The 25024-nt window shown below is 70.4% G+C and carries 30 protein-coding genes; 19 read left to right on the top strand and 11 right to left on the bottom strand.

Annotated elements, in window-relative coordinates; genetic code table 11:
• Window positions 1–122: 122 nt before the first annotated feature.
• Window positions 123–1076, bottom strand: a complete 954-nt coding sequence (locus ACY0MJ_RS02125) for a GlxA family transcriptional regulator (protein ID WP_462636612.1) — start codon at window positions 1074–1076, stop codon at window positions 123–125.
• A 139-nt stretch (window positions 1077–1215) separates the two neighbouring features.
• On the opposite strand from ACY0MJ_RS02125, the gene ACY0MJ_RS02120 reads away from it, so the two are divergent.
• The 4 genes from ACY0MJ_RS02120 to ACY0MJ_RS02105 all read left to right on the top strand — a co-directional run bounded on the left by ACY0MJ_RS02120 (window position 1216) and on the right by ACY0MJ_RS02105 (window position 4128).
• Window positions 1216–1653, top strand: coding sequence for a cupin domain-containing protein (locus ACY0MJ_RS02120; RefSeq protein ID WP_462636611.1), 438 nt, complete (start codon window positions 1216–1218; stop codon window positions 1651–1653).
• A gap of 4 nt (window positions 1654–1657) precedes the next feature.
• Window positions 1658–2134, top strand: coding sequence for a carboxymuconolactone decarboxylase family protein (locus ACY0MJ_RS02115; protein WP_462636610.1), 477 nt, complete (start codon window positions 1658–1660; stop codon window positions 2132–2134).
• 83 nt (window positions 2135–2217) lie between these two features.
• Window positions 2218–2799 (top strand): TetR/AcrR family transcriptional regulator, encoded by a 582-nt coding sequence (locus tag ACY0MJ_RS02110; RefSeq protein WP_462636609.1) that lies wholly within the window; start codon window positions 2218–2220, stop codon window positions 2797–2799.
• 117 nt (window positions 2800–2916) lie between these two features.
• Entirely contained in the window at window positions 2917–4128 is a 1212-nt protein-coding gene (locus ACY0MJ_RS02105; protein ID WP_462636608.1) for a YbfB/YjiJ family MFS transporter, read from the top strand.
• Here the strand turns inward: ACY0MJ_RS02105 and ACY0MJ_RS02100 are convergent.
• The gene (locus tag ACY0MJ_RS02100) at window positions 4106–5212 is read right to left on the bottom strand and encodes an amidohydrolase family protein (RefSeq protein ID WP_462636607.1); all 1107 of its coding nucleotides are present in this window, start codon (window positions 5210–5212) and stop codon (window positions 4106–4108) included. The two genes, ACY0MJ_RS02105 and ACY0MJ_RS02100, sit on opposite strands and share 23 nt — an antisense overlap.
• 164 nt (window positions 5213–5376) lie before the next feature.
• Between ACY0MJ_RS02100 and ACY0MJ_RS02095 the strand changes: the two genes are divergently transcribed.
• The 8 genes from ACY0MJ_RS02095 to ACY0MJ_RS02060 all read left to right on the top strand — a co-directional run bounded on the left by ACY0MJ_RS02095 (window position 5377) and on the right by ACY0MJ_RS02060 (window position 12485).
• A complete protein-coding gene (locus tag ACY0MJ_RS02095) occupies window positions 5377–6336 on the top strand; it encodes a ketopantoate reductase family protein (protein WP_462636606.1) in 960 nt (319 codons plus the stop codon).
• Between the two features lie 130 nt (window positions 6337–6466).
• The gene (locus ACY0MJ_RS02090; RefSeq protein ID WP_462636605.1) at window positions 6467–7267 is read left to right on the top strand and encodes a creatininase family protein; all 801 of its coding nucleotides are present in this window, start codon (window positions 6467–6469) and stop codon (window positions 7265–7267) included.
• Window positions 7264–8052, top strand: a complete 789-nt coding sequence (locus ACY0MJ_RS02085; RefSeq protein WP_462636604.1) for an ABC transporter ATP-binding protein — start codon at window positions 7264–7266, stop codon at window positions 8050–8052. Before ACY0MJ_RS02090 ends, ACY0MJ_RS02085 begins: the two co-directional genes overlap by 4 nt.
• Window positions 8033–8887, top strand: a complete 855-nt coding sequence (locus ACY0MJ_RS02080) for an ABC transporter permease (RefSeq protein ID WP_462636603.1) — start codon at window positions 8033–8035, stop codon at window positions 8885–8887. Before ACY0MJ_RS02085 ends, ACY0MJ_RS02080 begins: the two co-directional genes overlap by 20 nt.
• Window positions 8887–10263 (top strand): FAD-binding oxidoreductase, encoded by a 1377-nt coding sequence (locus ACY0MJ_RS02075; RefSeq protein ID WP_462636602.1) that lies wholly within the window; start codon window positions 8887–8889, stop codon window positions 10261–10263. Before ACY0MJ_RS02080 ends, ACY0MJ_RS02075 begins: the two co-directional genes overlap by 1 nt.
• 26 nt (window positions 10264–10289) lie before the next feature.
• Window positions 10290–11312, top strand: coding sequence for an ABC transporter substrate-binding protein (locus tag ACY0MJ_RS02070; RefSeq protein ID WP_462636601.1), 1023 nt, complete (start codon window positions 10290–10292; stop codon window positions 11310–11312).
• A 19-nt stretch (window positions 11313–11331) separates the two neighbouring features.
• Window positions 11332–12009 carry a TetR family transcriptional regulator C-terminal domain-containing protein gene (locus ACY0MJ_RS02065; protein WP_462636600.1) on the top strand — a complete coding sequence of 226 codons (678 nt, stop codon included), beginning with the start codon at window positions 11332–11334 and terminating at the stop codon, window positions 12007–12009.
• A 2-nt stretch (window positions 12010–12011) separates the two neighbouring features.
• On the top strand, window positions 12012–12485 hold the full coding sequence (locus tag ACY0MJ_RS02060; protein WP_462636599.1) for a RidA family protein: 474 nt from the start codon (window positions 12012–12014) through the stop codon (window positions 12483–12485).
• 21 nt (window positions 12486–12506) lie between these two features.
• Here the strand turns inward: ACY0MJ_RS02060 and ACY0MJ_RS02055 are convergent, their stop codons facing one another.
• The 9 genes from ACY0MJ_RS02055 to ACY0MJ_RS02015 all read right to left on the bottom strand — a co-directional run bounded on the left by ACY0MJ_RS02055 (window position 12507) and on the right by ACY0MJ_RS02015 (window position 18487).
• Complete coding sequence (locus ACY0MJ_RS02055; protein WP_462636598.1) at window positions 12507–13022, bottom strand: cysteine hydrolase family protein; 516 nt, start codon at window positions 13020–13022, stop codon at window positions 12507–12509.
• Between the two features lie 150 nt (window positions 13023–13172).
• Window positions 13173–13625: a universal stress protein gene (locus ACY0MJ_RS02050; RefSeq protein ID WP_462636597.1), complete on the bottom strand. Its 453-nt coding sequence runs from the start codon at window positions 13623–13625 to the stop codon at window positions 13173–13175.
• A gap of 10 nt (window positions 13626–13635) precedes the next feature.
• The gene (locus tag ACY0MJ_RS02045) at window positions 13636–14118 is read right to left on the bottom strand and encodes a Spy/CpxP family protein refolding chaperone (protein ID WP_462636596.1); all 483 of its coding nucleotides are present in this window, start codon (window positions 14116–14118) and stop codon (window positions 13636–13638) included.
• 101 nt (window positions 14119–14219) lie between these two features.
• Window positions 14220–14657, bottom strand: coding sequence for a DUF6691 family protein (locus tag ACY0MJ_RS02040; RefSeq protein WP_462636595.1), 438 nt, complete (start codon window positions 14655–14657; stop codon window positions 14220–14222).
• A 10-nt stretch (window positions 14658–14667) separates the two neighbouring features.
• Window positions 14668–15102, bottom strand: a complete 435-nt coding sequence (locus ACY0MJ_RS02035) for a YeeE/YedE family protein (protein ID WP_462636594.1) — start codon at window positions 15100–15102, stop codon at window positions 14668–14670.
• A 134-nt stretch (window positions 15103–15236) separates the two neighbouring features.
• The gene (locus ACY0MJ_RS02030; protein WP_462636593.1) at window positions 15237–15692 is read right to left on the bottom strand and encodes a 2,4'-dihydroxyacetophenone dioxygenase family protein; all 456 of its coding nucleotides are present in this window, start codon (window positions 15690–15692) and stop codon (window positions 15237–15239) included.
• 40 nt (window positions 15693–15732) lie between these two features.
• Window positions 15733–16920, bottom strand: a complete 1188-nt coding sequence (locus ACY0MJ_RS02025; RefSeq protein ID WP_462636592.1) for an NAD(P)/FAD-dependent oxidoreductase — start codon at window positions 16918–16920, stop codon at window positions 15733–15735.
• Window positions 16917–17264 carry a non-heme iron oxygenase ferredoxin subunit gene (locus tag ACY0MJ_RS02020; protein WP_462636591.1) on the bottom strand — a complete coding sequence of 116 codons (348 nt, stop codon included), beginning with the start codon at window positions 17262–17264 and terminating at the stop codon, window positions 16917–16919. The genes ACY0MJ_RS02025 and ACY0MJ_RS02020 overlap by 4 nt, the downstream gene beginning before the upstream one ends.
• The gene (locus tag ACY0MJ_RS02015) at window positions 17264–18487 is read right to left on the bottom strand and encodes a Rieske 2Fe-2S domain-containing protein (protein ID WP_462636590.1); all 1224 of its coding nucleotides are present in this window, start codon (window positions 18485–18487) and stop codon (window positions 17264–17266) included. The genes ACY0MJ_RS02020 and ACY0MJ_RS02015 overlap by 1 nt, the downstream gene beginning before the upstream one ends.
• Window positions 18488–18670: 183 nt before the next feature.
• On the opposite strand from ACY0MJ_RS02015, the gene ACY0MJ_RS02010 reads away from it, so the two are divergent.
• From ACY0MJ_RS02010 to ACY0MJ_RS01980, 7 genes are all read left to right on the top strand, one after another.
• A complete protein-coding gene (locus ACY0MJ_RS02010; protein WP_462636589.1) occupies window positions 18671–19519 on the top strand; it encodes a MarR family winged helix-turn-helix transcriptional regulator in 849 nt (282 codons plus the stop codon).
• 97 nt (window positions 19520–19616) lie between these two features.
• Window positions 19617–20807 (top strand): ABC transporter substrate-binding protein, encoded by a 1191-nt coding sequence (locus tag ACY0MJ_RS02005; RefSeq protein WP_462636588.1) that lies wholly within the window; start codon window positions 19617–19619, stop codon window positions 20805–20807.
• Window positions 20808–20813: 6 nt separating this feature from the next.
• The gene (locus tag ACY0MJ_RS02000; RefSeq protein ID WP_462636587.1) at window positions 20814–21596 is read left to right on the top strand and encodes an ABC transporter ATP-binding protein; all 783 of its coding nucleotides are present in this window, start codon (window positions 20814–20816) and stop codon (window positions 21594–21596) included.
• Window positions 21593–22309 (top strand): ABC transporter ATP-binding protein, encoded by a 717-nt coding sequence (locus tag ACY0MJ_RS01995; protein WP_462636586.1) that lies wholly within the window; start codon window positions 21593–21595, stop codon window positions 22307–22309. The genes ACY0MJ_RS02000 and ACY0MJ_RS01995 overlap by 4 nt, the downstream gene beginning before the upstream one ends.
• Before the next feature lie 2 nt (window positions 22310–22311).
• Window positions 22312–23184, top strand: a complete 873-nt coding sequence (locus tag ACY0MJ_RS01990) for a branched-chain amino acid ABC transporter permease (RefSeq protein WP_462636585.1) — start codon at window positions 22312–22314, stop codon at window positions 23182–23184.
• Window positions 23184–24173 carry a branched-chain amino acid ABC transporter permease gene (locus tag ACY0MJ_RS01985; RefSeq protein WP_462636584.1) on the top strand — a complete coding sequence of 330 codons (990 nt, stop codon included), beginning with the start codon at window positions 23184–23186 and terminating at the stop codon, window positions 24171–24173. Before ACY0MJ_RS01990 ends, ACY0MJ_RS01985 begins: the two co-directional genes overlap by 1 nt.
• Window positions 24170–25018 (top strand): SDR family NAD(P)-dependent oxidoreductase, encoded by an 849-nt coding sequence (locus ACY0MJ_RS01980; protein ID WP_462636583.1) that lies wholly within the window; start codon window positions 24170–24172, stop codon window positions 25016–25018. Before ACY0MJ_RS01985 ends, ACY0MJ_RS01980 begins: the two co-directional genes overlap by 4 nt.
• Window positions 25019–25024: the final 6 nt, after the last annotated feature.

Here is a 25024-nt window from a genome sequence, read left to right as displayed (position 1 = left end):
GCTCTCGCGGTGTGGTATGCCGCGATCATGGTCGATCGACTTCATGAAGGGAACTGGTGCTTTTGCAAGGCCGAAATGAACGGCCTTCATCGCGGCAAGGCCCGGTCCGCGGTTGACCGGGATCAGCCGGCGAATTGCCTGCGGTACTCGCGCGGGCTCACGCCCACGCGCCGGCTGAACGCGCGGCGGAACGCGTCCACGTTGGCATAGCCGACGTTCGTCGCGAGCCGCTTCAGCGGGACGTCGGATTCCTCCAGGCGGCGCCTCGCCTCGTCGATGCGCGCCTTCTCGACGAACTGCGCCGGCGTCATGCCCGCCTCGTGGCGGAACACACGCGCGAAGTTCCGCTCGCTCATGCCGGCATGCGCAGCGAGCCGGGGCACGGAGAGGTCCGCCTTCAGGTGCGACAGGACATGGTCCTGCACCGCGCGGATGTCCGACTTCTCCGCCGACTGCGCCGCCAGGTGGGCGCTGAACTGGCTCTGCCCACCGGGTCGCTTCAGGAACATGACGAGTTCCCTCGCGACGCGCAGCGCCAGTTCGCGTCCGTGGTCCTCTTCCACGAGCGCGAGCGCCAGGTCCAGGCCCGCCGTCACGCCGGCGGACGTGTACAGCTTGCCGTCCCTGACGTAGATCGCGTCCGGCTCCAGCACCACCCGCGGATTCGCGGCGGCCAGTTGCGCGGCTTCGTTCCAGTGCGTCGTCACCCGGTGGCCATCGAGCAGGCCGGCGGCCGACAGGACGAACGCACCCGTGCAGACGGAGCCGATGCGGCGGACCGAGCGCGCTTGCGCCTGCAGCCAGGCCTGCAGCTCGCGCCCCGAGCGCAAGGCCTCCACGTCGGGGCTGCCCGCCACGAGCAGCGTGTCCAGTTTCCCGCGCAAGCCGGACACCGTCGCGTCCACGGCGATCCGCAAGCCGCAGCTGCTGCGCAGCAGGCCCGCGCTCGTGCCGATCACCTGGACTTCGTACGCCTTCGGGTCCCCGAGCTGGCGAGCGGCCTCGGCGAACACGTCGGCGGGCCCGACGACGTCGAGCAACTGGACCGTGGGAAAGGCAAGGATGCCTATGCGCATGGCGGGAGGCGATGGGAGATTGGCAGGAAACGCCGCCTTCGGGTCGTGACGGTCATGGTCATTCTGGCTGAAAATTCCCGCAGCGGCAATTCTTGCCAGAGAGGACAAGCGTCATGACGAATCCCCAAGGAGCATTTCCATGAGAAATCCGAGGCTCTCCGTTCCCCTGCTGGCGGCCGCCCTGGCTTGCTTCAGCGCAACCCAGGCGCTCGCCCAGGCAAGCCACGAGAAAGTCACACCGGCATTCGCCCGGCCGATTCCCAACATCCCGGGCAAGTCGCTCGTCGCGGTGGTCGTCGACTATGTGCCCGGAGCCGCCTCGCGTCCCCACCTGCACGCGAAGTCGGCCTTCATCTATGCCTACGTTCTCTCGGGCGCCATCGAGTCCCGGGTGGACGACGGACCGACGCAGGTCCTGCGCGCCGGCGAGAGCTTCCACGAGCCGCCCGGCGCAAGGCATGCGGTCAGCCGCAATGCCAGCAAGACGGAGCCGGCCAGGCTCCTGGCCGTGTTCGTCGTCGACACGGGGGACACGCCGCTGACCACGCCCGAACCCGCAACCGAAGCAAAGGAGTAAGGCCATGAGCCAACGCCTCGACCACAATCGGATCGCGCCAGCCGGCATGAAGGCCCTCGGCGCAGTTTATGGTTATGTCGCGCAGAGCGAACTGTCGCCCGTCCTTGTCGATCTCGTGTACCTGCGCGTCTCGCAGATCAACAACTGCGCATTCTGTCTCGACATGCACACCCGGGACCTGCGAAAGAAGGGCGTCCCGGTGGAGAAGCTCACCCTCGTGCAGGCGTGGCGCGAAGCCGGCGACCTGTTCGACGCGCGCGAACAGGCTGCGCTGGCGTGGGCGGAGTCGGTGACCCGCGTGGCGACCACGGGGGTGCCGGACGCCGACTTCGGGGCGGCGCGAGGCGTGTTCACGGAGCGCGAACTGGTGGACCTGACCATCGCCATCGGCCTGATGAACACGTACAACCGCCTGGCCATCAGCTTCCGCAGCACACCCGAAGCCGCGCGGATGGCCGGCGGGCGGGCGCAGGAGGCCTGATCCGCATCCGTGGCAGGGCCGCTCCCGCCATCTTCGACAATCCCGTCAAGGACGGCCGATAATCCGGTGCAGGAGGACGCGCCATGGCCGGAGTTCGGCAGTTCGACGAGGAAGCGATGCTGGAGCAGGCCCTGGCGCTGTTCTGGCAGAAGGGCTTCGCCAACACGACGATGCAGGACCTCGCCGCGGCCACGGGCGTGCAGCGAGGCTCGCTGTACAACGCCTACGGCGACAAGGACACCCTGTTCCTGAAGGTGTTCGAGCGCTACCGGCAGGACTTCGGCGGGCAGATGCGCGAAGCATTGGCGCGTCCGAAGCTGCGTGATGCCCTGCGCTCGTTCCTCGACTTCGTCATCTCCTCCATGACCACGGGAACGCCGACCCGCGGCTGCCTGAGCACCAAGACCGCGCTCGGCAGCGATGTGCTCGATCCCGCTTTGCAGTCCGCGCTGCGACTGCTGCTGGATGACATCGAGGCCGCCCTGGTGGAAAGGCTTTCCCCGGAGGCCGAAGGCCTGCCCGTGCCCGTGCGGCAGGCTGCGCGCCTGATCGTCACCTTCACGCGCGGACTGGTCGTCATCGAGCGCATCTACGCCGACGAGAAGCGCATGCGGACGTCGGCGGATACCTTGGTCAAGCTGCTGCTGCCGGCGTCGGCCCGCTAGCTTCGCGCGCCGGGCGGCGCGGCCCCGCCTCCTGCCGGTCACCATACCCGCGCAGCTCGCGGGTGCATTGCCACTGCATGTTAGACGATGCCGTCAAACATGACAGCATTGTCAAACATGAACACCTCCAACTCCCCCGCGGCTCCCGCAGCCGGCTCGGCGGCCGCTCTCGGCCCGGGCGCATTTCCAGTGATCGCCGCTGGCCTCTGCGCGAGCCTGATCGGCATCGGCCTGGCCCGGTTCGCCTATACGCCCCTGATTCCTCCCCTGATCGCCGCCCGCTGGTTCAGCGCCGATTCCGTCGTGTTCCTGGCCGCAGCGAACCTGCTGGGCTACCTGCTCGGGGCGCTCGCAGGAAGGCGCCTGGCTTCGGCGATGGGGTCCGTCGTCGCGTTGAAAGCCATGATGCTGCTGACCGCCTTGTCGTTCCTTGCGTGCACCGTCCCGCTCTCCGCAACCTGGTTCTTCTCCTGGCGCCTGGTCTCGGGAGTCACTGGCGGCGCCATCATGGTGCTCGTGGGCAGCGTCGTCCTGCCGCACGTCCCGCCAGCCCGCAAAGGCATGGCCGCCGGGGCGATCTTCCTGGGCCTGGGGCTCGGGATCGCCGCCTCCGGCACGATGGTGCCGGTCCTGCTCAGGTCCGGCCTGAGCCAGGCCTGGGGCGGCCTGGCGGTGTTGTCGCTCGTCCTGACGCTGCTGACGTGGCGCGCATGGCCGGCCAACCTGAAGCCAGGCAGGCGCGAAGCGGCCGCGTTGTCGCCGAAGCAGCGCCGATCCTTGCTGCACATCTGCGGCCAGTACGGCCTGATGGCGATCGGCGTGGTGCCTTCCATGGTCTTCCTGGTCGACTACGCAGTGCGCGGGATGCACTGGAGCGTGGACGCCGGAGCGCTCCTGTGGGTGGTGTTCGGGATCGGAGCGCTGGTGGGACCTCTCTCCTACGGCGCTGCCGCCGACCGCCTGGGGTTCGCCCGCACCATCCGCCTGGCGCTCGGGATCCAGGTGGTCGCGATGGCGTTGCTGCTTTCTGGCTCGGCGCCGGCGGTCACCGTCTCGGTGTTCCTGCTCGGGACTTTCCCGCCGGGTGCGGTGCCGCTCGTCCTGGGGCGGGTGAACGAACTGGTGAAGGCCTCCCCCGCAGCGCAACAGGCGGCCTGGGGCAGTGCCACGACCGCGTTCGCGCTCGTGCAGGCGGCCGCCGGCTACTTCGACAGTTTCCTGCTCACGGCCACCGGGGGCGACTTCACCGCCGTCTTCGGGGTCGCCGGGGCCGCGTTCGCCGTCGCGCTCGGTTGGGACCTGGGGCTCAGACCAGCGCCCCTGCCCTGACCACCTGCCGCCTTCGCCCGGCGGGCGACAGCAACTCGTACCCCGACCGCGCACGCAGCGCCAGGAAATCCGCCGGACAACCTTCGCGGAACACGCCGTCCCACGCGAGTCCCATCGCCCGCGCCGGAGCGCTCGTGATCGTGGGCAGCCACGACGCCGGATCGGGCAGGTGCGCCAGCAGCACCCCGAGCCCGAAGGTCTCCAGCAGGTCGAAGCTGCCGTAGGGATAGAACGCGTCGGCGACGTTGTCGGTGGCGATGCACGCGTTCACGCCCGCCTCGCGCGCTTCGCGCAGGCGCGTGATGCCACGCTCCACCGGCGTGCCGGTCCAGTCGCCCTGCAGGTACACGTTCGAGGTGGGCAGCGCCACCAGGTGGACGCCGGCGCGGGCGCATTGCTCCAGGGTCCGCATCGCCTCGTCGGTCGGTTGCATGGAAAGCGAACAGGCGTGGCCGCAGGTCACGCGCCCCTGCATGCCGAACTCGATCGCGAGCGCGGCGACGCAGGCGAGCGCGGTCGCCTCGGGCAGCAGGCATTCGTCCACGTGCAGGTCGAGTTCCACTTCCGCGCGCGCGGCGACTTCGAACACGCGCCGCAGTTTCGACTCCGCCTGCGCATTCCCGTAGACGTACGTGCCCAGCACGCCGCCCGTCTCGCGCAAGGTGCGCGCCCGCGCCGCGGCGGTGCGACCCTCGTCGAACGCGTCGATCGGCGTCAGGGAAACGAACTGCAGGGCGATCCGCTCGCGCCACTGCTCGCGCAACTCCAGCAGCACGGGGAACGCCAGCGGCGGCTGCGGATCGGGCCAGTCCAGGTGCGTGCGCATCGCGCGCGTGCCGGACTGCCACGCGTCCTGCAGCGCCCGCGTCATGCGCGCGTGGACCTGGTCGGCGGTCCAGCCGGCGCGCTTCTCCTTCATGCGGGCGATTGCCGTGGTGAGATCGCCGCGCGCCTCGCCGACTTCGTCGACCGTGTAGCACTTGTCGATGTGCACGTGCAGGTCGACCGGCGCGCTCACCAGCGTGGACTGCGCCGCGCCCGCCACCGGCTCGATGCGCGTGATGCGGCCGGCCGCCCACGCCACATCGAAGGCCTGGCCCGCGGCCTGCGGCAGCGACGGATCGCGAAGCGCGGACGGAATCGAGACGCGTTGCAGCAGGCCTTTCAGGACGTTCCCCTTCGCTGTTTTGACGATCGGTCAAGCCATTTGTACACTGCGCGCCCATCACACGCAACCGGAGGTCGCGCATGGCGCACCCTGCAGGAGTGCACCCGCCCCGGGTGCTGGTGGTGGGGACGGGCGCCATCGGCACGCTCTATGGCGGCATGCTCGCGCGCGCCGGCGCGGAGGTGTCCGTCGTCTGCCGCTCCGACCACGATGCCGTGGTCGCCGGCGGCTACGACATCCGCACGTCCTGGGGCGATTTCGTGTTCCGTCCCGCGCGCGTGCTGCGCGAGGCGGGCGAAGCGCAGCCCGCGCCCGACTACGTGCTGCTCGCGGTCAAGACGGTGCGCGGCCTGGATCGCGCCGCGCTGATCCGGGGCGCCGTCGGGCCGCACACGACCATCGTGCTGGTCGGCAACGGCATCGGCATCGAGCAGGAGATCGCCGAGGCCTTTCCCTCCAATGAACTGGTCAGCGTCCTGGCCTTCGTCGCGGCCAGCCGCACGGGGCCGGCGCAGGTGCGGCACCACGCCCTCGGTCGCCTCGCGATGGGCAACTATCCGCGGGGCGCGTCGGCCGCGACCCGCACGCTCGCGGGCCTGTTCGTCGCGGCGGGCGTGCCGTGCGAGGTGCAGACGGAGATCGCCGCGTCGCGCTGGCTGAAGAACCTCTGGAACATCGCCTTCAACCCGATCTCGGTGCTGGGCGGCGCGATGGACACGCGCGCGATCCTGGCGCCGGCCGAAGGCCGGGAGTTCGTGGCCAGGGTCATGCGCGAGGCCGCGGCGGTCGCGGCGGCGAACGGCCATCCCATCGCGGATCACGTCATCGAGGACACGATCGCCAGCACGCGCGCGCAGTCGCCGTACAAGACCAGCATGGCGCTCGACTACGAGGCGGGCCGCCCCATGGAGATCGAACCGATCCTGGGCAACGTCGTGCGTTCCGCGCGCGCGCACGGCGTGGCCGTGCCCTCGCTGGAAGCGCTCTATGCGCTCGCCCGGATGGTCGAGGAGCGCGGTCCGCAAACGCCCGCGCGCTGACGCACGCTGCACTGCAACCGAGGGTTTGTACCGGCGCGCGTCGCCGGGGCGACACCCTACATTCGCGGCAATTTGACCGAACGGTCAATCCAACCGTCCAGTGAGCCGCCGCCGGCGGGGAGAGGCAAGCATGAAGCGTTTCTGGTCCGACTTCACCGCCCCCGAGCTGGCCGCGCTCGACCGCGAGCGGCTCATCGCCGTCCTGCCGGTCTCGGCGATCGAGCAGCACGGGCCCCACCTGCCGCTGTCGGTGGACACGACCATCGTCGAAGGCGTGGTGGACCGCGTCGCCGCGCAGCTGCCGGACGACCTGCCGGCGGTGTTCCTTCCCACGCAGCGCATCGGCAAGAGCAACGAGCATTCCCGCTACCCGGGCACGCTGACCCTCTCGCTGAACACGCTGGCGAGCGTGTGGATGGAGATCGGTGCCTGCGTCGCGGCGGCCGGCGTGCGCAAGATGGTGATCTTCAACAGCCACGGCGGCCAGGGCACCGTCGCCGAAATCGTGGCGCGCGACCTGCGCGTGAAGCACGACATGCTGGTGGTCGCCACCAACACCTACTCCTTCGGCACGCCCGCCGGCATGTTCAGCGCCTCGGAGACGCAGCACGGCATCCACGGCGGCGACAAGGAGACCTCGGTCGTGCTGGCGCTGCGTCCCGACCTGGTGGACATGGCGCAGGCCCGCAACTTCCGCTCCAGCGCGGAGAGGCTGGTCGCCGAGACGCGCCACCTCTCGATCAACGCGCGCGCCAAGCTCGCCTGGCAGATCCAGGACCTGAACCCCGCCGGCGCCTGCGGCGACGCGAGCCAGGCCACGCCGCAGAAGGGCGAGGCCGTGCTCGACCACATCGCGACGCAGTTCATCGAGATGCTGCGCGACCTGCACGACACGAGCCCGCAGTGGCTGCACCAGGAGCCGGTGCTGTGACGGCCGAAGCGCATCCGCTGCTGCGCCTGGCGCGCGTCAACAAGCGCTACTCGAACGGCACCGTCGCCCTGCGCGACATGACGCTGGCCATCCACGGCGGCGACTTCGTCAGCCTGCTGGGCCCGTCCGGCTGCGGCAAGAGCACGGCGCTGCGCATGATGGCGGGGCTGCTCGCGCAATCCTCCGGCGACATCGAGTGGCCGGGCCAGGGCACGGCCGACGCGCACGCGCACGAGATCGGCTTCGTGTTCCAGGAGCCCACGCTGATGCCTTGGGCCACGGTCTTCGACAACGTGTGGCTGCCGCTGCGCCTGCGCGGGGTTTCGCGCACCGCCGCCGCGCAGGACGTCGGCTCGGCGCTAGCGATGGTGGGGCTGTCCCGCTTCGCGGACGTCTATCCGCGCGAACTCTCCGGCGGCATGAAGATGCGCGTGTCCATCGCCCGCGCGATGGTGACCCGGCCGCGGCTGCTCCTGATGGACGAGCCCTTCGCCGCGCTCGACGAGATGACGCGCGCCAAGCTCAACGACGACGTGCGCAAGCTCTGGAAGGACCTGGGCCTCACGGTGGTCTTCGTCACGCACAACGTCTGGGAGGCGGTGTACCTCTCCACCCGCGTCGTGGTGATGGCGGCGCGCCCGGGCCGCGTGGTCCAGGACATCCGCATCGAAGGCCCGGCGCTGCGCGACGAATCCTTCCGGACCTCCACGCCCTACGCCGAACAGTGCACGCGCATCTCGGCCTCACTGAAGGAGACCCTGGCCCATGCTGACGTCGACCATTGAATCGGGCGAGACGCCGGTGGTCGCCGGCGACGCCGAGCGCCGCCAGGCGCTGCGCGAGCGCGCGCTGACCATCGGCGCGCCGCTCGCGGTGCTGGTGCTGGCCCTGACCGCCTGGGAACTGTTCGTGCGGATCAACGCCATCCCGCACTACATCCTGCCGGGGCCGCTGCTGGTGGCGCAGACGCTGTGGGACAAGTGGGACTCGCTGCAGCTCTCGCTGCTCTTCACGGTCAAGCTGACGGTGTTCGCGCTGCTGCTGGCCATCGTCGGCGGCGTCGCGCTCGGCACGCTGTTCGCCCTCTCGCGCTACGTGGAGGTGAGCCTGTTCCCCTTCGCCGTGGTGCTGCAGGTCACCCCGATCATCGCGATCGCGCCGCTGATCATGATCTATGTGGACAGCACGATGGGCGCGCTGCTGATCTGCGCCTGGATCGTGGCCTTCTTCCCCATCCTCTCCAGCACGGTGATCGGCCTGCGCAGCGCCGATCACAACCTGCGCGACCTCTTCACGCTGTACCGGGCCAGTCCCTGGCAGCGCTTCCGGCTGCTGCAGACGCCCTCGGCGCTGCCCTTCTTCATGTCCGGCCTCAAGGTGTCCGGCGGGCTGGCGCTCATCGGCGCCGTGGTCGCGGAGTTCGTGGCCGGCGCCGCGGGCAAGGAGACGGGCCTCGCATCGCGCATCTTCGAGGCCAGCTTCCGCAGCGACATCCCGCTGATGTTCGCGGCCCTGCTGCTGGTGTCGGCCTGCGGCATCCTGATCTTCCTGGTGACGAGCTGGATCTCGCACCGCGTGCTGGGCCACTGGCACGAAAGCGAACTCAAACGGGAGCGGTGATGGGCTTGGTCGACATGCACGCGGCCGGCGAGGCGCAGCCGGGCCGGGCCGAAGTGATCGAAGCGTTCCGCCGCAGCCTGGGCGACATCGCCTGCCTGACGGCGCCGGACGACCTGCGCGCGCGGGCGCGCGACTTCTACTGGTACAGCCCCGTCCTGGAAGCGCTGCTGAAGGACTGCCGCGCCGAGATCGTGGTGCTCCCGGCTTCCGAGGCGGAGGTCGTGCGCGTCGCGGCGGCCGCGGCCCGCCACCGCCTGCAGGTGACGGTGCGTGGCGGCGGCACGGGCAACTACGGCCAGGCGGTGCCGCTGCAAGGCGGCGTGGTGCTGGACACGACGCTGCTTTCCCGCGTCCTGCACATCGGCGACGGTTTCGCGCGGGTGCAGGCCGGCGCGACGCTGGAATCCGTGCTGGAGGCCGTGCGCGCCACCGGCCAGCAGCTGATGATCTATCCGTCGACGCTGGACGTCGCGACGATCGGCGGCTTCATCGCCGGGGGCTCGGCCGGCATCGGCTCGGTGCGCCACGGCATCCTGCGTGAGTCGGGCACGATGCGCGCGCTGCGCATCGTCACGCTGGAGGAAGAGCCGCGCGTCCTGACGGTCACCGGCCCCGAGATCGAGCTGGTGCACCACGCCTGGGGCACCAACGGGATCATCGTGGAGGTGGAGGTGAAGCTGGTGCCCGCCGTGGACTGGCTGCACTGCATCGCGCTGTTCCCCAGCTACGCGCAGGTGCTGCGCTTCGGCTCGGCCGTGCAGGCCGCCAGCGTGGACGTGTTCCTGCTCAGCGCGGTGGACCGCCGCTTCGCGCCCTACTACAGCGATTTCGGCGAGCGCTTCGACGGCAGCGGCGACGCCATCTTCTCCCTGGTGCACCCGTCCGAGCGCGAGCGCTTCTTCGCGCTGGCGCGCGAATTCGGCGGCCGCGAGACCATGTGCATGACGCCGGCGGAGCGCAAGCAGTCCGGGCTGCCTCCGGTGCACGAGTGCGCCTACAACCACACCACGCTGCGGGCGCTGAAGGTGGACCGGCACTGGACCTACCTGCAGATGGTCGTGCCGCCGCAGCAGGCGCCCGACATCGTCGCCGCGCAGATCGAGCGCTACGGCGACGAGATGCTGATGCACCACGAATTCGCCCTCCTGGGGGGCCAACCGCGTCTGTCGGGCCTGGTGCTGCTGCAGTACCTGGACGAGGACCGCCTGGACGAAGTCATGCGCGAACTGGTGCAGGACGGCTGCCAGGTGATGAACGCCCACGTGAACGTGCTCGAGAAAAGCGGGCGCAAGCAGATGGGCGACGAGGAACTGCGCTTCAAGCGCGCCGTGGATCCGCACGGGCTGATGAACCCCGGGAAGATCCTTTCGCTCTGAGCTCCCACCGCAAACCAGGAGACACCATGCACCTTGGATCCATCCTCCGCGCCACCGGCGCCCTCGTGGCGGCCGGCTTGCTGGCTGCCGGCGCCGCGCACGCGCAGCAGAAGATCGTGTTCGCCACCAACTGGAAGGCCCAGGGCAGCCATGGCGGCTTCTACCAGGCCGTGGCCGACGGCACCTACAAGCGCTACGGCCTCGACGTGGAGATCATGCAGGGCGGCCCGCAGGCCAACCCCCGGCCGCTGATGCTGGTGGGCAAGGTGGACCTGATGATCCCGATCGGACTGATCGCGATGATGGAGGCGAACAAGAGCAAGCTGCCCACCACGCTGGTCGGCGCCTTCCTGCAGAAGGACCCGACGTCCATCATGGCGCACGCGGGGCAGTACAAGAGCTTCAGCGACCTGGCGCGCGCGAAGACGGTGTACATCGCCAAGGCGAGCCAGTTCAGCTTCTGGAAGTGGATGACGGCCAGCCGCGGGTTCAACGACGGGCAGTTCAAGCAGTACAACTATTCGATGGCGCCCTTCCTCGCGGACAAGACGTCGGTGCAGCAGGCCTACGCGACGGCCGAACCGCTCTACCTGGCGAAGGACGGCGTGAAGACCGACGTGTTCCTGCTGGCCGACCAGGGCTGGGAGGCGTACGCCAACCTCATCGAGGTGCGGCGCGACATGGTGGAGAAGCATCCGGAAGTCATCCAGAAATTCCTGGATGCCTCGGCGATCGGCTGGTACCAGTACCTGTATGGTGGCGACCGCAAGGCCGCCTATGCCCTGATCAAGAAGGACAATCCGGAAATGACGGATGAAAAACTGGACCAGGAAGTGGCCAAGCTCCAGGAGCTGGGCATGGTCGACTCGGGCGACGCGCGGACCAAGGGCATCGGCGCCATGTCGATGGAGCGGCTGGCCCGCTTCACCGACGAGATGGTCAAGGCCGGCGTGTTCAAGGCGGGCGACGTGGACGTGAAGACGCTCGCCACCGACCGCTTCGTGAACAAGGGCGTGGGGCTGGACCTGCGCGCGAAGCTGGCCAAGTGATGCAGCGAGCTTTCGCCACATGACGGACACGCGCAGTGCCGTCCTGGCCTCCCGCCGCGCCGGGATGATGGACAAGATCTCGGAGGCGGCGCTGGAGGTGTTCTCGCTGCACGGGCTGCGCGGTGCGTCGACGCAGGACATCGCGCAGCGCGCCGGCATCTCCAAGCAGCAGCTGCACTACTACATCGAAAGCAAGGAGGCGCTGTACGAGACCATCCTGCTTCGCACCATGCAGCACTGGGGCCACATCGGCCTGCACGCCGACGAGGACAATAGCGACCCGGCCAAGGCGCTGGAGCGGCTGGTGCATCGCAAGCTGGACTTCGCCTTCGACTACCCGCACGTCTCGCGCCTGTTCACCGGCGAGATCATGAGCGGCGGCCCCGTCATCCGCCGCATCTGGGAAGGCGGCATGGAGATGGTGGAGGCGGCGGCCGAGGTGATCCGCGGCTGGGTCGCCGAAGGCAAGATCGCGCCGGTCGAGCCGATCTACCTGCTGTTCAACGTGTGGGCGCTGACGCAGCACTACGCGGACTACGAGTCGCAGGTGCGCTTCTTCACGCGCACGCCCAAGGGCCCGCTGGCGCGCGACACCATCCGCCGGGAGATCACGGCGCTGGTGCTGCGCGGCGTCGGGTTGACACTGGCCAAGGCGCCCGCGCGGGCGCGCGCACGCACCGCCACGAGAAAGGCCTGACCATGCAAGGCTCGCAAGCGCCCACCGCCGGCCAGCCGCTCGCCCGCTACGCGAGCTGGAAACGCGCCGGCGACATGGTGTACATGTCCGGCGTGATCGCCGTGGATCCTGCCAGCGGCCGCGTGCTGGAGTCCTTCGACGACGTGCCGGAGGACGTGCGCCAGGCGCTGGGCCGCACCGGCGAGCTCTCGGTGGACGTCTTCCAGGCGCCGGTGCTGGTGCAGAGCTGGATCGTGCTGGACCGGATCCGCCGGCTCGCGCAGGAAGCGGGCGGCAGCATGGACGACGTCGTGAAGCTGGTCCAGTACTTCACCGACCTGCGCGACTATCCCTTGTACAGCCGCGTGCGGCGATCGTTCTTCCCCGATGCGCCGCCGGTCTCGACGGTCGTCGAGGTGAGCGGCATGCTGCCCTCGCGGGCGGTGCGCATCGAGGTGGAGGCGACGGCCTACATTCCCGTGCAACGGCGCGGGTGAGGCGCCGGGCGGACGATCGCCTCAGGCGAGCAGCTGGTCCACCGTCGCCAGCGTGACCCGCGGCGCCAGCGCGGACACGGCGATCTTGTGCAGGATCTCGCTGACCGTGGTGCTGGCGTCCGTCAGCACGGTGACCTTGCGGTAGTCGTCCGCGCGGCGCGAGATCGCCGTGTGCGTCACGCAGTTCTGGGTCATCATGCCGCAGACGATGAGCTCGTCGACGCCGAGGCCCTGCAGCGTCTCGTGCAGCGTCGTCTTCTCGAACGCGTCCGCATGGCGCTTGACGACCACCGGCGCATCGGGCGCCGCGGCACGGATGCGCTCGTGGATCTCCACGCCCGCGGTGCCCGCGTTGAAGAAGGGCGACGGGCCATTGGCGATGTGCTGGACGCAGACCACCGGGATGCCCTGGGCCCGCGCGCCGCGGATCGCCCGCTCGGTGGCGGCAAGGGCCTTCTGCGGCTCCCACAGCGGGAAGGCGCCGCCTTCGAAATAGTCGTTCTGCACGTCGATGACGACCAGGGCCGGCTTGCTCATGGATGCTCCTGCGGGGGTGGATGGCGGATACCCGCATTATTCTGGAAAGTCCGCGCGGCACCCCGCGCCGGCCCATGTCCCGTGCTGCCCGGGCTCAATGCGCCATCAGCACCGGCACGACGGCATGGAGGGCCGCGGTGGAAGTCGGACTCAGCCCGGCACGCGCGTCTCCGGCTCCCGAACCGCCAGCACCGGCGTGGGCGCGAAACGGATCACCTGCTCCGCGCCACTGCCCAGCAGCGCGCGGCTGAAGCCGCGCCGCCCCACGGTGCCGACGACGATCAGGTCGGCCTCGAAGGCACGCGCCTCGTCGGCGACCACTTCGCCCAACCGGCGGCCGGGCTGGTCCAGCAGCTTCGAATCCGCCGGCACGCCGGACGCCTTGGCAATCGCGAGCGCGTCGTCCAGCGTCTTGCTGGCCTGCGCCCGCGCCTGGTCCAGGATCTCGCCGGAATACTCGTAGCCGGTGAGGTAGGCCAGTTCGTCGAACACGTGGACCAGGCGCACGCGGCCGCCGACCTCGCGCGCGAGCTGGAGGGCGGCGACCAGCGCCTTGTTGGAGGTTTCGCTGCCGTCGACCGGCACGAGGATGCGCTTGTACATGGTGGCTCCTTCAGCGCGAGGCGCGGGCGCCGCTCCGCAATTGCTCGCGCTGCTGCTGCGTGAGAACCGCGTCGACCCGCCTGCGCGCTTCCAGCATGTTCTCGAACATCTGCTTCTGCAGTGCGGCGATCTGCTCGTAGTCGCGCCGCTGCGCCTGCTCGTCGAACGCGCCTCCGTCGGCCCACATCACTTCGTGCATCTGCCGCATCAGCGGCCACTGCCTGCCGCGCTGTTCGCGTTCGATCTCGGCGATCTGGCGGCGCTGTTCGGCCGTGAGGTCGGCGGGGACGCCGCCCCAGCTGCCCCAGCCACCCATCATCCCGTAGCCCGGCCCCATCATTCCAGAGCCCGGACCCATCATCCCGTAACCGCCCATCATGGCGTAGCCCGGGCCGAACGGAGCGCCCGCGCGGGCGTCGCCGCCGGTCTGCGAGCAGGCGGCGAGCGCGAGGACGGCCACCGTGGCGGCGGCGATGCGAATGCTGTGCTTCATGGCGTTGCTCCTTGGCGAAAGCGCGGAATTCCATCCTCGCGCGTCGCCCGGGACCGCGGCTTGATTCGCATCAAGTGGCCGCGCCGGCGAAGGCCGCCGGCCTAGGCGCGCGCCGGATCCCGCGCCGCGCCGCGGCGCTCCAGCAGCTCGAACAGGCCCATGCCGGCGAGCATCGCCGCCACGAACACCAGCGCCTTGATCTCGCCCATGCCCAGCGCGACCAGCGCCGGGCCCGGGCAGAAGCCCACGATGCCCCAGCCGATCCCGAACAGCACGCTGCCGCCGATCAGCCGGCGGTCGAGGCCCCTTGCGGTGGGCAGCCGCATGGGCAGCCCCAGCAGCGACGTGGTGCGCCTGCGCGCGACGGCGAAGGCGATCGCGCCCACCGCGGTGGCCCCGGCCATCACGAGCGCCAGCGACGGATCCCAGGGGCCGGCGAGGTCCAGGAAGTCCAGCACCTTCCGCGGATTGGCCATGCCGGAGACGATCAGGCCGATGCCGAACACGGCGCCGGCGAGCAGGGCGAAGAACGTAGCCACCGCGCCCTCCTCAGGCGCCGAGGAGGTGGCGCAGCACGAACACGGTGACGAAACCGGCAGCCATGAAGGCGCCGGTGGCCGCGAAGGAGCGGGGCGACAGCCGCGCGATCCCGCAGACCCCGTGTCCGCTGGTGCAGCCGGAGGCGTAGCGCGTCCCCAGGCCGACCAGCAGGCCGGCGAGGACGAGCGCGCCGTAGCCGGCGTCGATCTGCAGTCGCGGCAGGTGCGCGAACAGCGCATACAGCAGCGGCGCGCCGACCAGGCCCGCGAGGAAGGCGGCGCGGTGGCCGATGCCGCCGCCGGCGGGGCGCAGCAGGCCGCCGAGCAGCCCGCTGATGCCCGCGATGCGGCCGTTCAGCAGCACGAACAGGGCGGCGGCGAGACCGATGAGGGCGCCCCCGGCCAGTGCGGTCCAGGGGGTGAAGGCATTCCACGCGATGGTCATCGGTTCCCTTCGAGCAGGCGAAGCGCCGGGGAGCCCCACCATTTTCCATCTGCGCGGGATCAGCCGCGCCGTCCTGGATATTCTCGCCTGCGTCGGGCGTCCTCTCCGCGCCCGGCTCATCGTGAGGGAAGGACTCAGGCCTTCACGACCTGCGGCCGGGCGCCGCCCGCCGCGTGCTTCTCGAAGCTCGCCAGCTTGCTGATCTGCGTCTCCCTGCGCGCCACGCTGCCGTCTTCCGCCAGGTATTCCACGGGACCGTCGACCACGAACAGCATGATCAGGTCCTCGTCGCCTTCGACGACCAGCGTGTCGACGGTCTCCGGCGGCTCGAAGGTGTAGGTACCCGGCGTCGTCACGATGTCGTGCTCGACGAAGCGGCCGCGGCCCTGCAGGTTGAAGCCCTGCACCGCGCCGGCATGGCGGTGGCAGGGCACGGCGGCGCCCGGCGCCAGGCGCACCAGGCTGACCCAGCCGGCCCCGTTGCCGGCGAAGCGCACGGGCTTGTACCAGGCGCCGGGCGCCAGCGGGATCCAGTCCATGGACTGCGTGTCGAAGCCGAGGATGGCCGGGGAGGGGGGAAGGGCGCTCATGGGATGTCCTTTCGTTCTGCTTGCAAGGGGGGTGGGGGATTCAGCCGTGGGCCGCGTCGAGCGCGCGCCGCAGTTCGCGGAACGCGCGCGCATGGCCCATCGCGGCGGCGCCGACGAGTCGGCCGCCGGCGTGGAAAGTTTCGACGAAGCCGCTGTCGTCTTCGGTCACTTCGGCAGGCGCGTCGGCGCGCAGCGGCGCGCCCACGACCTGCAGGGTGCGCCCGTACTGGTCGGACCAGAACCAGGGCGCCGGCTTGCGGGGCACGTCCAGATCCGGCCGCGCGAGGTCGCGCAGCATCTGGCGCGCGGCCGCGGCCCCCTGCCACTGGGCCGTGGCCCAGGTCTCGTGGCGCCGGCAGCCGCCGGCCCAGGCACACGGCGCCTCGGCGACGTCGCCGGCGGCGTAGATGGCGGCGTCGGAGCTGCGCCCGCATGCGTCCACGACGATGCCGTCGCGCACCTGCAGGCCGGCGCCGCGCGCAGGCTCCACGTTGGGCAGCACGCCGATGCCGATCACGGCCGCGCCGATCTCCATGGAGTCGCCGCTGGCGAAGGCGACCGAGCGCACGCGCTCGTCGCCGCCGAACGCGGCGACGTTGCTGTCGAAACGGAACACGACGCCATGCGCTTCATGGAGTGCGCGCAGGCGTTCAGCCGTCGCCGCCGGGAGCGTGCGTTCGCACAGCCGCGTGCCACGCTCTGCCACGACCACCGGGATGCCGCGTTCGCGCGCGGCGCAGGCCACCTCCAGGCCGATCCAGCTGCCGCCGACCACCAGCAAGGTGCGAGCCTCGCGGGCGCAGGCATCGAGGCTCGCGGCCAGTCCGGCTGCATGGGCAGCCGTGCGCAGCAGGTGCACGCCGGGAAGCCGGGCGCCGGGCACGTCGAGCAGGCGCGGGCGCGCGCCGGTGGCGATCAACAGGCGGTCGTAGGCCAGCGCCTCGCCGCCGAAGCGCACCACCTGCCGCTCGCGGTCGATGGCCGAAATGGCGCACCCGGTGCGGAAGCTTTCGTTGGCCTGCGGCTCAGCCACGATGGCGTGGAAGCCCGCCGGGTCTCCCCGCAGGAATGCCTTGGACAGCGGGGGCCGTTCGTAGGGCGGCGTCTCCTCCTCGGTGAGGAGCACCACGCGTCCGGCGAAGGCGAGCTGGCGCAGCTGCAGGAGGGCCGCGCCGGCGGCCTGCCCGCCGCCCGCGATCACGATCCTCGCCGCGGCTTCGGGGCTCATGCCTGCGGGTCGCCCGCGGGGAGCAGGACGTTGACCACGCCGTCGGCGACGCGCACGGGATAGGTCTTCAGGTCGCAGGCGCCCACGGCGAGGCACTTGCCCGTGCGCACGTCGTACATCGCGCCGTGGAGCGGACACTCGATCGTGTGGCCTTCGAGGAAGCCGTCCGAGAGCAGGGCGTAGGCGTGCGTGCACACGTCGTGGGTCGCGAAGACTTCCGCGCCCACCTTGTAGACGGCGATCGGGATGCCGCGGATCTTCGTGCCGGACGGCACGCCATCCCGCAGCGATGCCGCGGGGCAGGCCGGCTCCCAGCTTCCCCCGGCGTCGGTGGGCGCGTCCATCACTTCTCCAGCGCGCGCCAGTCGCCGGTGACCGACGCCAGCCTGCCGCCGGTGGCGGTGATGTCCGAATAGTCGCGCGCGTCCGGTTGCGCGCTGCGGGGCAGCTCGCCCGATTCGAACTTGCGCACCGCGTCGCGCAGGTGGCGCCGCAGGCGCACGATGGCCTGGTCGGCGGAGCAGAGGTATTCCTCCGACCGGTCGACGATCGGCCCCATGCTCACCTGCATGACGAAGTCCTCGACCACGATCTCGTTGAAGCCGGTGTGGTTGCCGTGCTTCATCAGCATGCGGTTCTGGCCCCAGGCGCGGTCCGGGTCGTCCACGATGCCGCCTGCCATGGGCCAGGTGTTGGCCCGCTGGGCCCGCTTCAGCGAATCCACCGGCTTCTTCGTGTTGTAGTAGATGTACCACTGGATCAGGTGCGTGTCGTCCACCGGCACGGCGATGATCACCGTGCGGTCCTGCTGGCGCCCGGTCTGGATCGGCGGGATGAAGCCGTAGTACGGCATCACGAACTCCGTCACGCGGGCCACGCACTCGCCGTTCGGCGCTTCGCGCAGGGCCGCCGCGCGGTAGCCGTAGCAGGTGTCCTCGAACTTGTAGCTGACCGCGGTGTTCACGCGCGTGGCCGCCATGTCGTTCTCGGAGTGGGCCAGGTGGCTCTGGTGCAGCACGGCGATGTGCGAGGAGTCAATGGTCGCCTCCACGCCTTGGAGCCAGTTGGAGTTCAGCTCCAGCCCGCAGGCGTACGCCTGTTCCGGCGGCAGGCCCATGAACTCGAAGTTGGGCGGCGGCGGCGCCTCGCCGGTGCCGAGCCAGGCCCAGACCAGCCCGGCGCCCTCGACCGTGGGGTAGTGCCTGACCTTCACGGTCTTGCGGAAGCACTCGGGGCTGTTCGCCTCGTTGGGCGTCTCCAGCACCTCGCCGGTGACGCAGATCTTCCAGCCGTGGAACACGCAGCGCAGCGCATTGTCCTCGTTGCGGGCCAGGGCGAGCGAGACGCCGCGGTGCGGGCAGGCCTCGTTGAGGAAGCCGACGCGGCCGTCCTGCGTGCGGTAGGCCACGAAGCGGTCGCCGAACAGCTTGACGCGCACCGGGGCGCCGCCTGCCTCGAGCCGCGCCGACAGCACGGCGGGAACCCAGTACAGCTGGCGCAGCATGCGGCCCATCGGGGCCCCGTTCTCCACCCGCGTGAGCAGCTCGTTTTCTTCCTTGGTCGTCATGGCGGTCCTTGTCTCGTGATGCGCGAATAATCTTCCTAGGAAGATAGAGTGTCAAGTAAATTGGGCGATCGCTACGGGAAAACGCCAAGATGACGGCGATCTTCCGTGGGGAAAAGTTGGGTAAATCAACGACGCGGAGTGCGGGTTGCGAGGGGAGTTGGGTACGTTCGGTAAGATCGGCGCATGACCACCTCGCCCCAGCCTCCCGTCATCGACCTCGGCTCGGCGCGCTGCCGCGCCTCGCTGCCACCCAGCCTCAAGCCGTACTGGGAGCAGGTGCAGCCGGGGCTCTACCTGGGGCTGTACAAGGGCGCTCGGGTGTCGTCCTGGTACGGGCGCAAGTTCGTCGGCAAGGGCAAGTACCAGCAGGTGGCGCTCGGGCGGGCGCGCGAGCCGGACCGCCGCAAGGGTCCGGGGCTGACGCACGAGCAGGCCTTGCAGGCGCTGCTGGCCTGGGAGGTCGCCCAGCCGGCGTCCGCGGCCGGGGCGCGCGGGCAGGCCGCCCCGCGCAACGGGCAGGCGCCGGCGCGCGGCCACCCCCTGGCGCCGAGCCGCCTGGACGAGATCTCGGTCGCCTGGGCGGCCGAGCGTCCGGACATCGACTTCTGGCTGGCCGGCTTCTTCCTGCGCATCGAATACGCGCACGTGCGTCACGAATCGCGGGTCGAGCAGATGTCGCGGGAGCTCGGCGTGAACTCCGGCGACCTGCACGTGCTGCTGGCCCTGCGCCGCAATGGTGCCGGCCGTCCCATGCGTCCCACCGACCTGTTCCGGGAACTGCTGATCACCTCGGGCGCGATCACCAAGCGGCTGGACAGCCTGCACGCGGCCAAGCTGGTGGAGCGGGTGGCTTCACCCGAGGATCGCCGCTCCGAACTGGTGCAGCTCACGCCCGCCGGGCGCCGCCTGGCGGACGCGGCGATGACGCGCATCAGCACCTCGCTGTCGGCGATCGTCGAGGCCAGCGGCGTGCAGCGCCAGGAACTGCAGGCGGCCGACGCCGTGATGCGCCGGCTGATCGCCTGCATGTGAGCCCCGGGTCTTCCCTGAGTGACTTACATATCTTTCCAGCAAGATAATTATTCGGTAGATTCTTGTTGGGTAAAGCCCGGCGCCTCAGGAGACCACCATGACCTCTTCCCTCCCGCTCCGCCGCCGCCACGTGCTGCAGGCCGGCCTGGCCACGACCCTGGGCGCTGCGCTGCCCTCCCTGGCGCAGCAGGCGGACATCCGCCTCGGCCAGACCATGCCCTACAGCGGCCCGGGCTCCGCCCTCAGCGCCGTGGGCAAGGTGCAGGCGCGCTACTTCAGGATGGTGAACGAGCGCGGCGGCGTGAACGGCCGCCCGGTCACGCTGCTGTCGGTGGATGACGGCTACAGCCCGGCGAAGGCGATCGAGCAGACCCGCAAGCTGGTCGAGCGCGAGGGCGTCGTGGCCATGTTCGCCAGCATGGGTACGGCGCAGAACGTGGCCGTGCAGAAGTACCTGAACGGGCGCAAGATCCCGCAGCTGTTCGTGTACGCGGGCAGCGACCGTTTCGCCGATCCGAAGAACCATCCCTGGACCCTGCCGGGCCTGCCGACCTTCTCCACCGAGGCCGCGATCTACGCGGACTACGTGCACAAGGCGAAGCCGCAGGCGAAGGTGGCCGTGCTGTTCCAGAACGACGACTTCGGCAAGGAATACCTCACCTCCTTCCAGGAACGCCTGCAGCAGATCGGCAGCAAGGCCAAGGTGGTCGCGTCGGCCGGCTACGAGGTGACCACGCCCAGCATCGACTCGCAGGTGATCTCGCTCGCCGGCTCGCAGGCCGACGTGTTCATGAACATCACCACGCCCAAGTTCACGATCCAGGCCATCCGCAAGGTGAGCGCCATCGGCTGGCAGCCGCTGCACATCCTGCCGATCACGAGCAACTTCATCGCCACGGTGCTGCAGGTGGCCGGGCTGGAGAAGTGCGTGGGGCTCGTCTCCTCCACGCCGAGCAAGGCGGCGGGGGACCCGGAATGGGCGAAGGACCCCGGCTACCTGGAGTGGCTGGCCTTCATGGCGAAGTACTACCCGGAAGGCGACACCGGCGAGCAGCTGAACCTGGCCGGCTACAACATGGGCGTGCTGATGGTGGAGGTGCTCCAGCGCTGCGGCGGCGAAGTCACGCCCGCGCGCATCCTCCAGGAGGCCACGCACCTGAAGGACGTGGCGCTCCCCGGCTACGTGCCGGGGATCGTGGTGAACACCTCGCCCACCGACTACCGCATCATCGAGCAGCTGCGGCTGCAGCGCTTCGACGGCAGGCGCTGGGTGCCCCTAGCGGCCTGAGGCAACGTGACCACGGCGACGACCGCAGCGCTGCTGCAGGTGGAAGGGCTTTGCCTCCGCTTCGGCGGGGTACACGCGCTGCGTGACGTCTCGTTCGACGTGGGCGAGCGCGAGATCTGCGGGATCATCGGGCCCAATGGCGCCGGCAAGACCTCGCTGTTCAACTGCCTCAGCCGCCTCTACGACGCGAGCGCGGGCAGCATCCGCTTCGGCGCGTCCGACCTGCTGCGCGTCGAGCCGCACGCGGTGGCGCGCATCGGCATCGCCCGGACCTTCCAGAACGTCGCCCTGTTCGACCGCCAGACGGTCCGCTGGAACGTCCGCGCCGGCCGTTTCCACCGGATGGCCGGCCTGCACTGGGGCGCGCTGCTGCAGTCGCGCCGCTGGCGCGCGGCCGCCCGCGAGACCGACGACGAGGTGGCAGGCCTGCTGCGCCGCACGCGGCTGGACGATGTCGCCGACCGGCCGGTGTCCGAGCTTCCCTTCGGCACGCGCAAGCGCGTGGAGCTGGCCCGGGCGCTGGCCATGCGCCCGCGGCTGCTGCTGCTCGACGAGCCGGCCGCCGGCCTGAACCACGAGGAAGTCGCGGAGCTGGAGGAATGGATCCGCGGGATCCGGGACGAGCTGGGCATCTCCGTGCTGCTGATCGAGCACCACATGAACCTGGTCATGCGCGTCTCCGACGCCGTCGTGGTGCTGGACTTCGGCAGCAAGATCGCGCAGGGCGCGCCCGCCGTCGTCGCCGCGGACGCGGCCGTGCAGCGCGCCTATCTCGGCAGCCCGGCATGAGCGCGCTGCTGGAACTGCGGGGCGTGAACGCCGCCTACGGCGCGGTGCAGGTGCTGCGCGGCATCGACCTCGACGTGCCCGTCGGCGGCGTCACGGCGCTGATGGGCGCCAACGGCGCCGGCAAGACGAGCGTCCTGCGCTGCATCAGCAACGTGCTGGTGCAGCGAAGCGGCAGCATCCGCTTCGAAGGCGAGCGCATCGACCAACTGCCGGCGCACCGCGTCGCGCAGCTGGGCATCGCGCACGTGCCCGACGGGCGCGGCACCTTCGGGCCGCTCAGCGTGGAGGAGAACCTGCGCGTCGGCGCGCTGGGCCGCCGGACCACCGCGGGCATCGGGCAGGACCTGGAGCGCGTCTACGGGCTTTTCCCCAAGCTGGCGGAACTGCGCGGGCGCGCCGCGGGGCTGCTGAGCGGCGGCGAACAGCAGATGCTGGCGATCGGCCGCGCCCTGATGCTGCGGCCCCGCCTCCTGCTGCTGGACGAACCCTCCTTCGGGCTCGCGCCGCTGGTGGTGCGCCACATCTTCTCGATGCTCGCGCGCGTCAACGCCGAAACCGGCCTCGCCATCCTGCTCGTGGAGCAGAACGCCGGCCTGGCGCTCGATGTCGCCGACCGCGCGTCCGTCCTCGAGGTCGGCCGTGTCGTCCTGAGCGGCCCGTCCACGGAACTGCGCAGCGACCCGAAGGTGCGCTCCGCCTATCTCGGAGCCTGAACATGAGCGAAATCGGACAGCAGGTCGCCGCCGGGTTCGTCAACGGCTGCATCTACGCGCTGCTGGCGCTGGCGCTGGTGATGATCTACCGCGCCACGCACCACGTGAACTTCGCGCAGGGCGAGATGGCCTTGTTCTGCGCCTACATCGGGCTCGCCTTGCTGCAGGCCGGCGCCGGCTACCTGCTCGCCTTCACCGGTGCGGTGCTGTTCGGCTTCGTCGCCGGGGTGCTGGTGGAGAAGGTGGTGCTCGCGCCCCTGCACCAGGCGCCCGTGATGGCCGTCGTGACGGTGTTCGTGGCGCTGATGGTCGTGATCCAGAGCGGCGTGGGCCTGCTCTTCGGCCACGAGAGCCACGACTTCCCGACGCCGTTCCGCGCGCTGGACCCTCTGGCCGCGGGCATCGTCTCGGGCCACGCGCTCGGCACCGTGCTGGTGACGGCGGGCGTGCTCGCGGCCATGACGGCTTTCTTCCGCTTCACGTCGCTGGGCCTCGCGATGCGCGCGGCGGCCGTGCAGGCTGTGTCCAGCCAACTGTGCGGCGTGGACGTGCGGCGCACCCTCATGCTGGGCTGGGGCGTCGCCGGCGCGATTGGCGCGCTTGCGGGCCTGCTCGCCGCGCCGACCTTCTTCCTCGAGCCCCACATGATGAGCGGAATCATGATCTACGCCTTCGCGGCGGCCATCCTGGGCGGCATCGACAGTCCGCTGGGCGCGATCTGCGGGGGACTGCTGATCGGCATCGGCGAGAACCTTCTGGGCGCCTACGTCACCGGCAGCGAGCTGAAGCTGAGCGTCGCGCTGCTGTTCATGTTCGCGGTGCTGGTGTGGCGGCCGCAGGGCCTGCTCGGCTCGCGCGCGATCGGGCGGGTGTGATGATCCGGCTTCGTTTCTCCGCCGGATCCTGGCCTCTGCTGCTGGCGCTCGCCTTGCTGTGCGCGCTGCCGGTGCTGCCCGGCTACTGGGCCTTCCGCGTCGGTACCGTGATCGTCTATGCGCTCGCGCTGCGCAGCCTGCAGTTCCTGGTCGGCAGCAGCGGCCAGATCTCGCTCGGGCACAGTGCCTTCATGGCCGTGGGGGCGTACGCCGCCGGCGCCCTGGTGGCCAACGGGCTGGTCGGCAGCTTCTGGGCGCATCCGCTCGCGGCGGCGGCCTGCGGCGCGCTCGGCTTCCTCTTCGGCTGGCCCGCCGTGCGCCTGGCCGGGCCCTACCTGGCGCTGGCGACGCTCTCGCTCGCGATCGCGATCCCGCAGCTGTTCAAGCATCCCCTGCTGGAGCCGCTGACGGGCGGGGTCAGCGGCCTCAGCCTCGATGCGCCGGCGGCCTGGTTCGGCCCCGGCGGCGCGGAGCACTTCGGGCTCGCGCAGTGCATCGTCTGGGGCGCGCTCGGCTACCTCGGCCTGCAGCGCCTGCTTGCGGGCCCGGCCGGCGTGGCCTGGCTCTCCTTGCGCGACCAGCCGATGGCGGCGGCGGCGACGGGGGTGAACGTCCGCTTCTGGAAGGCCGCGGCCTTCGGGCTCAGCGCCGCGATGGCGGGCCTGGCGGGTTCGTTGCATACGGCGCTGACGCACTTCGTGTCGCCCGACAGCTACGGCGTGCTGCTGTCGCTGTACCTGCTGGCGGGCGTGGCGATCGCCGGCGCCTCGCCGCGGGCGGGGGTGCTGGCCGGCGCCCTGTTCCTCGTCTTCGTGCCGGACCTGGCCGAGACCGTGAACCGGGACGCCACCGGGCTCCTGTTCGGCGCCGTCATGCTCGCGAGCGTCTATTTCCATCCGCTGGCGGGCGCCGTCCGCAAGCGACTCCGGCGACCGGCGCTCGCGGCAGCGGCCCGGCCCAGCGCGGAACAACCCGAGGTCGAGAAATGAACATGCAAACCGCCGCCAGGCCGCTGGCGGGGAAAGTCGCCGTCGTCACCGGCGGCAGCCGCGGTGTCGGCAAGGGCATCGCCGTGTGCCTGGGAGAGGCCGGCGCCACCGTGTACGTCACCGGGCGCACGCGCGCCGTGGGCGGGTCGATCTGGCCGGGCTCCATCGAGGAGACCGTGGCCGAGATAGACCGCCGCGGCGGCAAGGGCATCGCGGTCCAGTGCGACCATGCCGACGACGAGGCGGTGCGACGCGCGTTCGGGCGCATCTACGCCGACGGGCACGAGATCGACATCCTCGTGAACAACGTCTTCGCGGCGCCCGACCGCATGCCGGTGAACGTGCCCTTCTGGAAACTGGAGGAAGGCCTGTGGGACAAGCTGCTCACCGTGGGCCTGCGCTCGCACTACGTCGCGAGCCGCTGCGTCGCGCCGCGGATGGCCGAGCGGCGGCAGGGACTGATCGTCTGCACCTCCTCCGGCGGCAGCGTGCGCTACACCTTCAACGTGCCCTTCGGCGTGCAGAAGGCCGGCGTGGACAAGCTGGCCCGCGACATGGCGCACGACCTGCAGCCGTACGACGTCGCCTGCGTGGTGATCTGGCCGGGCTTCATCAAGAGCGAGAAGTTCCTGGCGCAGCCGGACCGCATGCCCGCGCCGCTGGCCAAACGGATCATGGAGGAGGGCGAGTCCGCGGAGTTCGCCGGGCGCGGCGTCGTGGCGCTCGCCGCCGATCCGCGGGTGATGGAGAAGACGGGCAAGCTGCACCTGGTGGCCGAGCTTGCCCGCGAGTACGGCTTCACCGACATCGACGGCAGGATGCCGTCCGCCCCGTCGCGCACCTGACGCCGG

Source organism: Ramlibacter sp. bp-362, from assembly GCF_054956735.1.
This window is presented reverse-complemented; position numbering and strand designations above follow the sequence as displayed.